Annotated in this window: 12 protein-coding genes; 7 read left to right on the top strand and 5 right to left on the bottom strand. The window is 61.0% G+C overall.

Annotated elements, in window-relative coordinates; translation table 11 throughout:
• Positions 1 to 35: 35 nt before the first annotated feature.
• From betC to AC1RO5_RS06480, 3 genes are all read left to right on the top strand, one after another.
• Positions 36 to 1,550: a choline-sulfatase gene (gene betC / locus AC1RO5_RS06490; protein ID WP_493173684.1), complete on the top strand. Its 1,515-nt coding sequence runs from the start codon at positions 36 to 38 to the stop codon at positions 1,548 to 1,550.
• A 16-nt stretch (positions 1,551 to 1,566) separates the two neighbouring features.
• Positions 1,567 to 2,499 carry a choline ABC transporter substrate-binding protein gene (gene choX / locus AC1RO5_RS06485; RefSeq protein ID WP_493173682.1) on the top strand — a complete coding sequence of 311 codons (933 nt, stop codon included), beginning with the start codon at positions 1,567 to 1,569 and terminating at the stop codon, positions 2,497 to 2,499.
• Between the two features lie 202 nt (positions 2,500 to 2,701).
• The gene (locus AC1RO5_RS06480; RefSeq protein ID WP_493173678.1) at positions 2,702 to 4,270 is read left to right on the top strand and encodes a SulP family inorganic anion transporter; all 1,569 of its coding nucleotides are present in this window, start codon (positions 2,702 to 2,704) and stop codon (positions 4,268 to 4,270) included.
• A gap of 126 nt (positions 4,271 to 4,396) precedes the next feature.
• Here the strand turns inward: AC1RO5_RS06480 and aroE are convergent, their stop codons facing one another.
• Together aroE and hemF are read right to left on the bottom strand one after the other, a co-directional pair.
• A complete protein-coding gene (gene aroE, locus AC1RO5_RS06475) occupies positions 4,397 to 5,218 on the bottom strand; it encodes a shikimate dehydrogenase (RefSeq protein ID WP_493173676.1) in 822 nt (273 codons plus the stop codon).
• Between the two features lie 13 nt (positions 5,219 to 5,231).
• A complete protein-coding gene (gene hemF, locus AC1RO5_RS06470; RefSeq protein ID WP_493173674.1) occupies positions 5,232 to 6,146 on the bottom strand; it encodes an oxygen-dependent coproporphyrinogen oxidase in 915 nt (304 codons plus the stop codon).
• A 180-nt stretch (positions 6,147 to 6,326) separates the two neighbouring features.
• Between hemF and AC1RO5_RS06465 the strand changes: the two genes are divergently transcribed.
• Positions 6,327 to 7,304 carry an NADPH:quinone reductase gene (locus AC1RO5_RS06465; protein WP_493173672.1) on the top strand — a complete coding sequence of 326 codons (978 nt, stop codon included), beginning with the start codon at positions 6,327 to 6,329 and terminating at the stop codon, positions 7,302 to 7,304.
• A gap of 116 nt (positions 7,305 to 7,420) precedes the next feature.
• On the opposite strand, the gene tsaC is transcribed toward AC1RO5_RS06465, so the two are convergent.
• The 3 genes from tsaC to AC1RO5_RS06450 all read right to left on the bottom strand — a co-directional run bounded on the left by tsaC (position 7,421) and on the right by AC1RO5_RS06450 (position 10,247).
• Positions 7,421 to 7,978 (bottom strand): L-threonylcarbamoyladenylate synthase type 1 TsaC, encoded by a 558-nt coding sequence (gene tsaC, locus AC1RO5_RS06460; RefSeq protein WP_493173670.1) that lies wholly within the window; start codon positions 7,976 to 7,978, stop codon positions 7,421 to 7,423.
• Between the two features lie 55 nt (positions 7,979 to 8,033).
• Complete coding sequence (dprA, locus tag AC1RO5_RS06455; RefSeq protein WP_493173668.1) at positions 8,034 to 9,140, bottom strand: DNA-processing protein DprA; 1,107 nt, start codon at positions 9,138 to 9,140, stop codon at positions 8,034 to 8,036.
• An 81-nt stretch (positions 9,141 to 9,221) separates the two neighbouring features.
• A complete protein-coding gene (locus AC1RO5_RS06450) occupies positions 9,222 to 10,247 on the bottom strand; it encodes a LysM peptidoglycan-binding domain-containing protein (protein WP_493173666.1) in 1,026 nt (341 codons plus the stop codon).
• Positions 10,248 to 10,416: 169 nt separating this feature from the next.
• Between AC1RO5_RS06450 and def the strand changes: the two genes are divergently transcribed.
• The 3 genes from def (at position 10,417) to rsmB (ending at position 13,260) form a co-directional block, all read left to right on the top strand.
• Positions 10,417 to 10,923: a peptide deformylase gene (gene def / locus AC1RO5_RS06445; protein ID WP_007941507.1), complete on the top strand. Its 507-nt coding sequence runs from the start codon at positions 10,417 to 10,419 to the stop codon at positions 10,921 to 10,923.
• 70 nt (positions 10,924 to 10,993) lie between these two features.
• Positions 10,994 to 11,953, top strand: a complete 960-nt coding sequence (gene fmt, locus AC1RO5_RS06440) for a methionyl-tRNA formyltransferase (RefSeq protein ID WP_413695211.1) — start codon at positions 10,994 to 10,996, stop codon at positions 11,951 to 11,953.
• Positions 11,950 to 13,260: a 16S rRNA (cytosine(967)-C(5))-methyltransferase RsmB gene (rsmB, locus tag AC1RO5_RS06435; RefSeq protein WP_493173663.1), complete on the top strand. Its 1,311-nt coding sequence runs from the start codon at positions 11,950 to 11,952 to the stop codon at positions 13,258 to 13,260. The genes fmt and rsmB overlap by 4 nt, the downstream gene beginning before the upstream one ends.
• The last annotated feature ends 9 nt before the right edge of the window (positions 13,261 to 13,269 follow it).

The following is a 13,269-nucleotide window of genomic DNA, read 5'->3' as shown; positions in this document are numbered from 1 at the left end:
TCGCATAAATATCCACTATGGAATGCCGCGATCACATGAAGCGCAAAAATATTCTTTTCATCATGGCCGATCAAATGGCCGCGCCAATGTTGCCGTTCTACGGCCCTTCGCCCATCAAGCTGCCGAATCTGAGCCGCCTCGCCGCCCAAGGCGTGGTGTTCGACGCCGCGTACTGCAACAGTCCGCTCTGCGCACCGTCACGATTCACCCTGGTCAGCGGTCAGTTGCCGAGCAAGATCGGTGCCTACGACAACGCGGCCGATTTCCCCGCCGACGTTCCGACCTATGCCCACTACCTGCGGCGCCTCGGTTACCGCACCGCGCTGTCGGGCAAGATGCACTTCTGCGGCCCGGATCAGTTGCACGGCTATGAAGAACGCCTGACCAGCGACATTTACCCGGCCGATTACGGTTGGGCGGTGAACTGGGACGAGCCGGACGTGCGTCCGACCTGGTACCACAACATGTCGTCGGTGCTGCAAGCCGGGCCCTGCGTGCGCACCAATCAGCTGGATTTCGACGAAGAGGTGGTGTTCAAGGCCCAGCAATACCTGTTCGATCACATCCGCGAGGATGGCGATCAGCCGTTCTGCCTGACCGTGTCGATGACTCATCCACACGACCCGTACACGATTCCCAAGGCTTTCTGGGATCTGTACGACAACGCCGACATCCCTTTGCCGGAAACACCCGCACAGGATGGACTCGATCCTCACTCCCAGCGCCTGCTCAAAGTCTATGACCTGTGGGGCAAGCCGCTGCCTGTGGATAAAATTCGTGATGCGCGCCGTGCCTATTTCGGTGCGTGCAGCTATATCGACAGCAACGTCGGCAAACTCCTGCAAACACTCGAGGAAACCGGGCTGATCGACGACACCATCATCGTGTTCTCCGGTGACCACGGCGACATGCTCGGCGAGCGTGGCCTCTGGTACAAAATGCACTGGTACGAAATGGCCGCCCGCGTACCGCTGCTGATCAGTGCGCCGGGGCAATTCGGCGCCGGCCGCGTCAGTGCTGCGGTATCCACCGCCGACCTGCTGCCGACCTTTGTGGAACTGGCCGGCGGCTCATTGGAGCCAGACCTGCCGCTGGACGGCCGCTCACTGGTTTCGCACCTGCAAGGGCAGGGCGGTCACGACGAGGTGTTCGGCGAATACATGGCCGAAGGCACTATCAGTCCGTTGATGATGATTCGTCGCGGCGCCTACAAATTCATCTACAGCGAAGACGACCCTTGCCTGCTCTTCGACGTGCACAACGATCCGCGTGAACAGGAAGAACTCAGCCATTCGCCGCAACATCGTCAGCTGTTCGAGGATTTTCTCGCCGAAGCACGGGCCAAATGGAATATCCCGGCGATCCACCAACAGGTGCTCGCCAGTCAGCGACGCCGGCGTTTCGTCGCCGACGCCCTGACCATCGGCAAGCTCAAGAGCTGGGATCACCAGCCACTGGTGGACGCCAGCCAGCAGTACATGCGCAACCACATCGACCTCGATGATCTGGAGCGTAAAGCCCGTTATCCACAACCCTGCCAAAACCAATAATGTTAAGGGGACGTCCATGCAAAAGTTATCCACAGTACTGACAATCGGGCTTCTGGCTCTGGGCAGCGCCTCGGCCTACGCCGAGCAAAACTGCGAAACGGTGAAAATGGCCGACCCTGGCTGGAGCGACATCGCCGCCACCAACGCCATCACCGGGTTTCTGCTGGACGGCATGGGCTACAAGGCCAAGGTCGACACGCTGGCGGTGTCGATCACCTTTGGCGGTCTGAAGGATGGCCAGGTGGACGTCTTCCTCGGTAACTGGATGCCGGCGCAGCAAGGCTTCTACGACAAGTTCGTGGCCAACGGCGACGTCACGCAACTGGCGAAGAACCTCGACGGCACCGAGTTCACTCTGGCAGTCCCGGATTACGTCTGGGACGCGGGTGTGCATAACTTTGATGACTTGAACAAATTCGCCGAGCTACACCCAAAAGAAGTCGACAAGAAGATCTATGGCATCGGCTCCGGCGCCCCGGCGAACATTTCGCTGCAAGAGATCATCAAGAAGAACGACTTCGACATGGGTCAGTGGAAACTGATCGAATCCAGCGAGCAGGCGATGCTGGCCGAAGTATCCCGCGCAGTGAAGAAACAGAAGTTCGTGACCTTCCTCGGCTGGACGCCACACCCGATGAACGTGCAGCTGAAAATGCATTATCTGAAGGGCGGCGAGAAGTACTTCGGTGACACCGGCAGCGTTTATACACTGACCCGCAAAGGTTATGCACAGGCCTGCCCGAACGTCGGCAAACTGCTCGCCAACCTGAGTTTTACCCAGGAAATGGAGAACAGCATCATGGCCGAAGTGGTGAACAAGAAAGTCAGCAATGCCGACGCGGCCAAGGCGTGGATCAAGGCCAACCCGCTGGTGCTGGATAAGTGGCTGGAGGGCGTGAAGACCGTGGACGGCAAGGATGCTCTGCCGGCGGTCAAAGCCAAGTTGTAAGGTCCCCCTGTGGCGAGGGGGCTTGCTCCCGCTGGAGGGCGTAGCACTCCCATTTCAGCAAACTCGGTTTATCAGCCTCACCGAGTTGTCCGGATTTGCGACTGCTGCGCAGCCGAGCGGGAGCAAGCTCCCTCGCCACAATGATCTGCCCACTACGAGCCAATGCTTTACCCTGACGATTTACCCCGTACCGAGAGGACCCATGGCCTTCCCCAGCCGCCATTCACTCTTTCCCTTCCTGACCTGGTTGCCCCGGCAAACCCGCGCCAGCGTCGGTCGTGACCTGATCGTCGGCCTGAGCGGCGCGATTCTCGCGTTGCCACAATCGATTGCCTACGCCCTGATCGCCGGCCTCCCACCGGAATACGGCCTGTACGCCGCCATCATCCCGGTGCTGATTGCCTGTCTCTGGGGTTCGTCGTGGCATTTGATCTGCGGCCCTACGGCGGCCATTTCCATCGTCCTGTACGCCAGCGTCAGTCCTCTGGCCGTTCCCGTGTCAGAGGACTACATCACGCTGATCCTGCTTCTGACGCTCCTGGCCGGCATTTTCCAGTGGTTGCTGGGGTTGCTGCGTTTCGGTGCCTTGGTGAACTTCGTCTCGCACTCGGTGGTGCTGGGCTTCACCCTTGGCGCAGCGGTGGTGATTGCCATAGGGCAGCTGCCGAACCTGCTGGGGCTGGATGTGCCCAACCAGGCCACGGCGCTGAACAGTTTGATGATGCTGCTCAATCACCTCGGCGAAGTGGACAAACCCTCGCTGGCACTAGGCCTGGCAACGGTCGCGGTTGGCATCGTGCTGAAACTGCTGGTACCGCGCTGGCCGACGCTGTTGATCGCTTTAGCCCTGAGCGGCTTACTGGTGTGGTTATGGCCAGCGATGTTCGGTCATGTGAAATTGGTCAGCGCGTTTGTCGGGCGGCTACCGCCTTTCAGCCCGCTGCCGCTGGATCTGGACCTGATATTGCGCCTGCTGCCCAGCGCGGTGGCGGTCGGCATGCTTGGGCTGGTGACGAGCCTGTCGATTGCCCGCTCCTTATCGGCCCGCTCGCAGCAGTTGCTCGACGCCAATCAAGAAGTTCGCGCCCAGGGTTTCTCGAACATGGTCGGGGCGTTTTTTTCCGGTTCGCTGTCAGCCGGTTCCTTCACCCGCTCGGCCCTGAGCTATGACGCCGGCGCCTGCTCGCCACTGGCGGGCGTTTTTTCGGCGTTGTGGGTGGCGTTGTTCGCGATCTTCGGTGCGACGTTGATCGCGCACATCCCGATCCCGGCCATGGCCGGCAGCATTTTGCTGATCGCCTGGGGACTGGTGGACCATCGCGGCATTCGCGCCTTGTTGCGAGTCAGCCGTGCCGAGTTTCTGGTGATGGCGCTGACCTGTGTCGCCACCCTGTTGCTGGAGTTGCAAACGGCGATCTACGCCGGGGTGCTGGCGTCGCTGTTCTTCTACCTCAAACGCACCTCTCAGCCACGGGTACAGCACTGGCGCGATGGCGACGAAGACATTCTGAGGGTTGGTGGCTCGATCTTTTTCGGCGCCAGCCATTACCTGCAAGTGCGCCTGCAACGGATGCAAGGCGCACGGGTGGTGATCGAAGCGCAGCAGATCAACTTCATCGACTATTCAGGGGTGGAAATGCTGCACCAGGAAGCACGCCGGCTGCTGCGTCAGGATCGCAGCCTGACCCTGCGGCAGGCACGGCCGCAGGTGGTGGAAGAATTAAGGAAGCTGGAAGGCGCGGAGAAATGCCCGATCCGGTTTGAGGACTAAACGCCACTGTTATGACAAACAGATAACCTGTGGCGAGGGAGCTTGCTCCCGTTCGGGTGCGAAGCGCCCGCAGATTTTGGGGCTGCTTCGCAACCCAGCGGGAGCAAGCTCCCTCGCCACAAAAAACTACAGCGCCAGTTGCCGGCGAAGTTCGGCCAGCACCGGCGCCGTATCCGGGCGCACACCGCGCCACAGATAGAAAGCTTCCGCCGCCTGCTCGGCCAACATACCCAAGCCATCCATCGACACGCCAGCCCCATGTTCACTGGCCCAGCGGCAGAACGAAGTCGGGTCCTTGCCGTACATCATGTCGTAGCAAACCGTCTTGCCCGATTCGATCAAACTACCGGCAATCGGCGGTACATCGCCTGACAGACTGGCGGACGTGGCGTTGATGATCAGGTCCACCGGCTCGCGCAGCCAATCGAAACCGCTGGCCGACACTGGCCCCAGATCGGCAAACAATTGCGCCAGCAATTCGGCTTTTTCCACGGTGCGGTTGGCAATGATCACCGACGCCGGTTGCTCCGCCAGCAGCGGCTCCAGCGCGCCGCGCACCGCGCCACCGGCTCCCAGCAGCAGGATGCGTTTGCCCGCGAGACTGAATCCGGCGTTGACCGTCAGGTCCCGTACCAGCCCGGCGCCATCGGTGTTGTCGCCCAGCAGACTGCCATCGGCCAGTTTGCTCAGGGTATTCACCGCGCCGGCCCGCTGCGCCCGCTGGGTCAAGCTGTTCGCCAGGCGATAGGCGTCTTCCTTGAACGGCACTGTCACATTCGCCCCACAGCCTTCACGGAAAAATTCCAGCGCACAGCCGGAAAAATCGTCGAGGGGCGCCAGCAAGGTGCTGTAGTCCAGTTTCTGCCCGGTCTGCTCGGCGAACAGACGGTGGATCAGCGGCGACTTGCTGTGGCCGATCGGGTTACCGAATACGACATAACGGTCCATCAGAATTCCTCGTTCAGGCCTTGGCCAACCAATCGCGGTCTTGCAGGAAGTATTCGGTCAGGCGCGCTTCTTCACTGCCCGGCTCGGCCTTCCAGTCGTAGGCCCAGCGTACTTGCGGTGGCAGCGACATCAGAATCGACTCGGTACGCCCGCCCGATTGCAGGCCGAACAGCGTGCCGCGGTCATAGACCAGGTTGAATTCAACGTAACGGCCACGGCGAAACTCCTGGAACTCACGCTGTTTGGCGGTGAATGCATCATTTTTGCGGCGTTGCACGATCGGCAGGTACGCGTCGATAAACGCATCGCCGATGGCGCGCATGAAAGCGAAGCTGGTATCGAAGTCCCACTCGTTCAAGTCATCGAAAAACAGACCGCCGATGCCCCGTGGCTCGTGTCGATGCTTGATGTGGAAGTAACTGTCGCACCAGGCCTTATAGCGTGGGTAGACGTCCGGGCCGAACGGCGCGCAGGCCTGTTCGGCGACGCGGTGCCAGTGCACGCAGTCTTCTTCATTGCCGTAATAAGGGGTCAGGTCAAAGCCGCCACCGAACCACCAGACCGGCTCTTCACCTTCTTTTTCAGCGATGAAAAAGCGCACATTGGCGTGGGACGTTGGCACATGCGGGTTATGCGGGTGAATCACCAAAGACACGCCCAGGGCTTCGAAGCCTCGGCCGGCCAGTTCCGGCCGATGAGCACTGGCGGACGGTGGGAGACCGCTGCCAAACACGTGGGAAAAGTTGACGCCGCCCTTTTCGATGACTGCGCCGTTCTCGATCACCCGGGTGCGACCGCCACCGCCGGCAGGCCGGGTCCAGGCGTCTTCAACGAAACGCGCGCTACCGTCTTCGGCTTCCAGGGCAGCGCAAATGCGGTCTTGCAGGTCGAGCAGGTAGGCTTTTACGGCCTCGGTGCGGGTAGTCATGGCATCACCTTGAATCGGGCAAAGCTACGCGGCGCTCCATCAGAGCGGGGGGCCGGCGCAAATGGGTCCGTAGCATAACATCGCAGACGAGCCTGCCGCAGTTGACGAAGATCAAGCTTGGGAGTTCGATAGGGCGCTTGGCGCTACAACTCTAGAAGCCAAGACCTAAGGAGAGAGCAGATGGCAAAGCGTATCCAGTTCCGCGCCCATGGCGGCCCCGAAGTGCTCGAATACGTGGATTACCAACCCGCCGAGCCCGGCCCGCAACAGGTCCGCGTGACCAACAAGGCCATCGGCCTGAACTTCATCGACACCTATTACCGCAGTGGCCTTTATGCGCCGCCAGCCCTGCCATCGGGCCTGGGCGCTGAAGGCGCGGGCGTGGTCGACGCAGTCGGTAGCGAAGTCACCCGCTTCAAGGTGGGCGATCGCGTGGCTTACGGCAGTGGCCCGTTGGGCGCCTACAGCGACGTTCACGTATTACCGGAAGCCAATCTGGTGAAGCTGCCGGACGCCATCAGCTTCGAACAAGCCGCCGGAGTGATGCTCAAAGGCCTGACCGTGCAGTACTTGCTGCGTCAGACATATGAACTCAAGGGCGGTGAAACCATTCTGTTTCACGCCGCGGCCGGCGGCGTCGGATCTCTGGCCTGCCAATGGGCCAAGGCCTTGGGCGTGAAGCTGATCGGCACGGTCAGTTCAGCGGAAAAAGCCGCCCTGGCGAAAGCCAATGGTGCCTGGGCGACCATCGATTACAGCCATGAGAACGTCGCACAACGCGTGCTGGAATTGACTGACGGTAAAAAAGTTCCGGTGGTGTACGACGGTGTAGGCAAAGATACCTGGCTGACATCGCTCGACAGCGTTGCGCCGCGGGGGTTGGTGGTGAGCTTTGGTAATGCTTCAGGCGCAGTCGATGGGGTGAATCTGGGGATTCTCGCGGCCAAGGGATCGCTGTACGTGACCCGGCCGACGCTGGCGACCTACGCCAACAATGCTGAAAACCTGCAACGCATGGCTGATGAACTGTTCGAGATGATCATCAGCGGCAAGCTGAAGGTGGACATCAGCCAGCGGTATCCACTGGCTGAAGCAGCGAAGGCGCAGACCGAGTTGTCGGCGCGGCATACGACTGGTTCGACGATTCTGTTGCCTTGAGGGCCTCTTCGCGGGCAAGCCTCGCTCCTACAGGATTTGTGTCGTTCACACGATCACGGAACGACATTGATCCCCTGTAGGAGCGAGGCTTGCCCGCGAAGAACGATGACGCGGTCTCAATCCGGGCGCACCACATGCCCCGTCGCCAGATCGCGAATCACACTCGGATTCTTGCGCCCGCCCAGATTGCCACCGAGTACATAATCAACCTGCCCCCGGAAATACTGCTCCACGCGAATCCGCGTCCGTGCCGCCGGTCGCCCTTGAGGGTTAGCCGAGGTCGACACCAGCGGGCCGACCACCGCACACAAGTCCCGCACCAGAGGGTGATCGCTGACCCGCAACGCCACCGTTTCATGCACGCCGGTAATCCACTGGGGCAACAGATTCTGATGCGGCACCAGCCAGGTGTTGGGGCCCGGCCAGGTGCTGGCCATGCGGTCCATCCACAACTCCGGGAAGTCTTCGAACAGGAAGTCGAACTGACGAATATTGTCGGCCACCAGAATCAGGCCCTTATCCACAGACCGGCCCTTGATCAACAGCAGCCGATCCACCGCCTCTTCGTTCCACGGGTCGCAACCCAGTCCCCAGACGGCTTCCGTTGGGTAGGCAATGACCGCCCCGGCGCGAATTTCTCGTGCGGCTTGTTGCACACGCCAACTGTTAACCATGAAAAAACTCTCCGGAATAAGGCTCTGCGCAGTTTACCGATCTTCCTTATAAAACCTAGTTTACCCGCGCAAACCATCGGCCGCTCTCACAGACCGCCCTGCCGTCCATCTCCAGCTCTGTCAGCGCTGCCAGCACTTTCGACAAGGCCCAGCCGCTGGTGACCGACAAGGCTTCGCTGGTATGGGGCGCCGCGTGGAGCAACATGAGCAGTGGATGCGTCACCGTCGTTTGCGGCGTTTCTGTGGATAACGGCAGCCGTTGCCAGCCGCGCAAGGCCTCAAGGATGTGTTCGATGGTTTCCACCAGCACCGCACCGTCGCGGATCAGTTGATGGCAACCCTTTGCGCCGGGGTGATGGATCGACCCTGGAATCGCATACACCTCACGCCCCTGTTCCGCCGCCAGCCTCGCGGTGATCAATGAACCGCTGGCGATACTCGCCTCGACCACCAGCACGCCGAGGGACAAACCGCTGATGATTCGATTGCGCCGTGGGAAATTACTGGGGAAAGGGCCGGCGTTCAGCGGGAACTCCGAAAGGACCGCGCTTCCCGAGGCGATCATGGCGTCCGCCAGTCGTCGATTACGCTGTGGATAAAAATTTTCCAGCCCCGTGCCAAGCACCCCGACCGTTTGCCCGCCAACGTCCAGAGCCGCCTGATGCGCGGCGGCATCAATGCCCAGGGCCAGACCGCTGGTGATGACAAAACCGGCGCCGGCCAGACTGCGGGAAAACGCGGTGGCGGTGTCCATGCCCGGTCGTGACGCGCGACGGCTGCCGACCATCGCCAACTGCGGTTTTTCCAGAATGCCCGGATCGCCCGCGACGAATAACAGCGGCGGCGCATCACTGATTTGCGCCAGCAGCGCGGGGTAGTCAGGTTGGTCCCACATCAGTAAATGCTGGCCCGAACGCTCTAGCCAGGCCAATGCGTGGCTGGCGCCATCACGAATTTCACCGGAACGCCGGGCCTCCGCGCAAGCGAGGGGCAGGCCCAACGCGCGCCAGGCGCTGGCCGGTGCGCTGATGGCTTTGGAGGCAGAACCGAAAGCCTCAAGCAACTTCTTGAAACGTGCCGGACCGAGCTCGGGCAAAAGGTGCAGGCGTAAACGGGCTTCCAGTTCCGCAGGGGAAACGGACGTACAGGCAGACAGCGACATGGATCATCCTTGATCGTTATAAGGTCCCGTCGAATCGGGAATAAGCTGTGGATAACTCTGTTGGTAACTTGTGGAACGTGTTTAAGGATTTCGCACCTTGTCCATCACCGCCAGGGAGCGCGATGCGTTAAGCACCAACCCGTAGCTGAGCTTGTCGTAGGTGCGGAATACCATCAGCAGACCGGCCCGTTCGTCGGGGATTTTCAAGGGTTGACCGGTGATCCGGTCACGCACGGTTTCACCGGTTTTCATCACCACCAGCACATTGCCTTCGGCCAGGCCATCGCGCTGCCCTTTGTTCAGCGTGACGACATCCAGCGCGCCAATCTGGGTGACCCCACGCGGCACATCGATGATCAAGCCATTGATGTCGGTGGTTGGCGCACTGGGCATGAAGGTCGAATTGATCGAGCGTTCTTCGCCGCTGAACAACCGGTCGCCGAGTCGCACCTCCTGAGTGGTGCGTTGCAAGGCCAGGGTGGCGACGTCGCCTTCAGTGGCAATGATCTCGCCACCGCCGATGTCGTCGGCGTTGATCCCCAGGAACTCCTTGCTCTGCGGATCGGTGTAGACCTTGCCCTGACGAAAGATGCCGTAGACCGGCTGTTCCGGGTCGAAATGGCCGCGCGCGAATATTCGATCACCGGTGCCGCTGAGCACCCGTTCGGCATCGCCGGCAACGATATAGGGCGCCTTGTCGAAATCCTCGACCTTGTCGACGATGCGATTGCTCAACAGAAAACTGTTGATCGATTTCAGCGGAATGCTCGGAATAGCGTCGGCCACCGGCGAACTGCGGACTCGTGGCGACAGCTTGATGGTGCCCCGGGAAGCGCCGCGATTGAGGGTCAGGCGTGGCTGACCATTGACGTAGACCAGCGACAGCGTATCGCCGGGATAGATGAGATTGGGGTTTTCGATCTGAGGATTGGCCTGCCAAAGCTGCGGCCACTGCCACGGCTCACGCAGGTATTTGGCGGAAATGTCCCAGAGTGTGTCCCCTGCCACGACGGTGTATTGCTGTGGAAAACCTTCCCTGAGTTGCACTTGCCCGTGCGCAAAACCGGCCGAGGCCAGAAGGAGCAAGGCGAGTAGTGATTTCCTCATGCGGTGAATCCCTTTATTATGTACGTTCGCGTGAAACGCCAGAGCCCTCGTGGCTCGCCTCCGGCTCATTATTGAAAAGCCGGAAGCTACGTTCACAACGGTAGCCTGCATCTTCGGACTCGCCAGGCCATCGACCCGACTTTACCTCACACGTGCAGCAATTAAGCTTATGGCCATTTTAGACATCCTCGAATTCCCCGATTCGCGCCTGCGCACTATCGCCAAACCAGTGGCCGTAGTGGACGACGAAGTGCGTCAGTTGGTCGATGACATGTTTGAAACAATGTATGAAGCGCCAGGCATCGGCCTCGCCGCTACCCAGGTCAACGTGCACAAACGTATCGTCGTGATGGACCTCTCCGAAGACCGCAGCGAACCGCGGGTGTTCATCAACCCCGAGTTCGAAACCCTGACCGACGAGATGGGCCAGTATCAGGAAGGCTGCCTCTCGGTGCCGGGCTTCTACGAAAACGTCGATCGCCCGCAAAAGGTCAAGATCAAGGCCCTGGACCGCGACGGCCAGCCTTACGAACTGATCGCCGAAGGCCTGCTCGCCGTGTGCATCCAGCATGAATGCGACCACCTCAACGGCAAGTTGTTCGTCGATTACCTGTCCACGCTCAAACGCGACCGGATCAAGAAGAAACTGGAAAAGCTCCACCGCCAGAACGCTTGATGCCCTTCTTTCAAAGGCTTGCCGCGGCAAGCCTTTTTCTTTTCAAGATGCTTTGCAATTGAGAGCTTCCATGACTGAGCCACTGCGCATTGTCTTTGCCGGCACCCCGGAATTCGCCGCCGAACACCTCAAGGCCCTGCTGGGCAGTCCTTACGAGATCGTTGCGGTCTACACCCAACCGGACCGTCCGGCAGGCCGTGGGCAGAAGCTGATGCCGAGCCCGGTCAAGCAATTGGCTCTGGAGCACAACATCCAGGTGTTGCAACCGCCAACCCTGCGCAACGAAGACGCTCAGGCGGAACTGGCCGCGCTGAAACCGGATTTGATGGTGGTGGTCGCCTATGGCCTGATCCTGCCGCAAGTGGTGCTGGATATTCCGCGCCTGGGTTGCATCAACAGCCACGCCTCCTTGCTGCCACGCTGGCGCGGTGCGGCGCCGATCCAGCGTGCCGTTGAAGCCGGCGACAGCGAAAGTGGCGTGACCGTGATGCGCATGGAAGCCGGCCTCGATACCGGGCCGATGCTGCTCAAGGTCACCACGCCGATCAGCGCCGAAGACACCGGCGGCAGCCTCCACGATCGCCTCGCAGAGATGGGCCCACCGGCCGTGATTCAAGCGATTGCCGGCTTGGCTGCGGGCACTCTGCAAGGCGAAGTGCAGGACGACAGCCTCGCCACCTATGCACACAAATTGAACAAGGATGAAGCGCGCATCGACTGGAACCGCCCGGCAGTTGAGCTGGAGCGTCTGGTTCGCGCCTTCAATCCATGGCCGATCTGCCACAGCACGCTGAACGGCGAAGCGCTGAAAGTGTTGGCCGCAAGCCTGGCCGAAGGGCAGGGCGCGCCGGGAGAAATCCTCAGCGCCAGCAAGGATGGCTTGATCGTCGCCTGCGGTGAACAGGCGCTGTGCCTGACCCGTCTGCAATTGCCCGGTGGCAAAGCACTGAACTTCAGCGACTTGTTCAACAGCCGTCGTGAGAAATTCGCCGTCGGCACCGTCCTCGGTCAAACGGCAGACGCTCAATGAACCCACGTCTGGCCGCCGCCAAGGCACTAGCTGCAGTTCTTAACGGAAAAGCCTCACTCAACAGTTCTCTGCCGACACAAATGGACAAGGTCGAAGACCGCGATCGCGGCTTCACCCAGGACCTGGCGTTCGGCACAGCTCGCTGGCAGCCGCGTTTGTCGGCGTTGGCGGCCAAATTACTGCAAAAGCCATTCAAGGCCGCTGATGCCGATGTCGAGGCGCTGTTGCTGGTCGGTCTCTATCAACTGCTCTATACCCGCGTCCCGGCTCACGCCGCCATCGGCGAAACCGTCGGTTGCGCCGACAAACTGAAAAAGCCGTGGGCCAAAGCCTTGCTCAACGCCGTGCTGCGCCGCGCCCAACGGGAAAGCGAAGCCTTGCTGGCCGAGCTGGAACGCGACCCGGTGGTGCGCACCGCCCACCCGCGCTGGCTGCAAAAATCCCTCAAAGCCTTCTGGCCCGAGCAGTGGGAAGCCATTTGCGCGGCAAACAACGCGCACCCGCCGATGATTCTGCGGGTCAACCGTCGCCATCACACTCGCGACGCTTACCTCGGTTTGCTGACTGAGGCGGGTATCGCTGCCACACCGTGCGTTTACAGTCGCGACGGCATCATTCTCGACGCCGCCGCCGACGTGCGCAGCCTGCCGGGGTTCGCTGAAGGCTGGATCAGCGTGCAGGACGAAGCCGCGCAATTGGCCGCCGACTTGCTGGACCTGGCACCGGGCCAACGAGTGCTGGACGCCTGCTGCGCACCGGGCGGCAAGACCTGCCACATCCTGGAAGCCGAGCCCAAACTGGCCGACGTGGTGGCCGTGGATCTGGAAGCCAAGCGTCTGGTGCGGGTGCGGGAAAACCTCGCACGCCTGGGCCTGAGCGCCGAACTGATCGCCGCCGACGGTCGCGACACCGCCACCTGGTGGGACGGCAAACCGTTCCAGCGCATTCTGCTGGACGCGCCATGCTCGGCCACCGGGGTGATCCGCCGTCACCCGGACATCAAACTGACCCGCCAACCGGACGACATCGCTGCACTGGCGGTGCTTCAGGGCGAACTGCTCGATGCCATGTGGATAACTCTGGAAGTGGGCGGCATTCTGCTTTACGCCACCTGTTCCACGCTGCCGACCGAAAACACCGAAGTCATCGAAGCGTTCCTCGCCCGCACGCCGGGCGCCCGTGAACTGGACCTCGCCACGGCGGCCGGTATCAAACAGCCCCACGGTCGCCAGTTGCTGGCCCAGGAAGGTGGCCACGACGGGTTCTACTACGCCAAGCTGATCAAGATTGCCGCCGCACGCGGTTAACCGGGTTAA

Source organism: Pseudomonas sp. GW822-FHT02G04 (genome assembly GCF_058802085.1).
The sequence above is the reverse complement of the archived record's forward strand: the minus strand, read 5'-3'. Positions and strand labels throughout refer to the sequence as shown.

What these genes read in the sequence shown, in the direction of transcription:
- betC (WP_493173684.1), top strand. Translation starts at nt 36, where the DNA reads ATGAAGCGCAAAAATATTCTTTTCATCATGGCCGATCAAATGGCCGCG.
- choX (WP_493173682.1), top strand. Translation starts at nt 1,567, where the DNA reads ATGCAAAAGTTATCCACAGTACTGACAATCGGGCTTCTGGCTCTGGGC.
- AC1RO5_RS06480 (WP_493173678.1), top strand. Translation starts at nt 2,702, where the DNA reads ATGGCCTTCCCCAGCCGCCATTCACTCTTTCCCTTCCTGACCTGGTTG.
- aroE (WP_493173676.1), bottom strand. Translation starts at nt 5,218, where the DNA reads ATGGACCGTTATGTCGTATTCGGTAACCCGATCGGCCACAGCAAGTCG.
- hemF (WP_493173674.1), bottom strand. Translation starts at nt 6,146, where the DNA reads ATGACTACCCGCACCGAGGCCGTAAAAGCCTACCTGCTCGACCTGCAA.
- AC1RO5_RS06465 (WP_493173672.1), top strand. Translation starts at nt 6,327, where the DNA reads ATGGCAAAGCGTATCCAGTTCCGCGCCCATGGCGGCCCCGAAGTGCTC.
- tsaC (WP_493173670.1), bottom strand. Translation starts at nt 7,978, where the DNA reads ATGGTTAACAGTTGGCGTGTGCAACAAGCCGCACGAGAAATTCGCGCC.
- dprA (WP_493173668.1), bottom strand. Translation starts at nt 9,140, where the DNA reads ATGTCGCTGTCTGCCTGTACGTCCGTTTCCCCTGCGGAACTGGAAGCC.
- AC1RO5_RS06450 (WP_493173666.1), bottom strand. Translation starts at nt 10,247, where the DNA reads ATGAGGAAATCACTACTCGCCTTGCTCCTTCTGGCCTCGGCCGGTTTT.
- def (WP_007941507.1), top strand. Translation starts at nt 10,417, where the DNA reads ATGGCCATTTTAGACATCCTCGAATTCCCCGATTCGCGCCTGCGCACT.
- fmt (WP_413695211.1), top strand. Translation starts at nt 10,994, where the DNA reads ATGACTGAGCCACTGCGCATTGTCTTTGCCGGCACCCCGGAATTCGCC.
- rsmB (WP_493173663.1), top strand. Translation starts at nt 11,950, where the DNA reads ATGAACCCACGTCTGGCCGCCGCCAAGGCACTAGCTGCAGTTCTTAAC.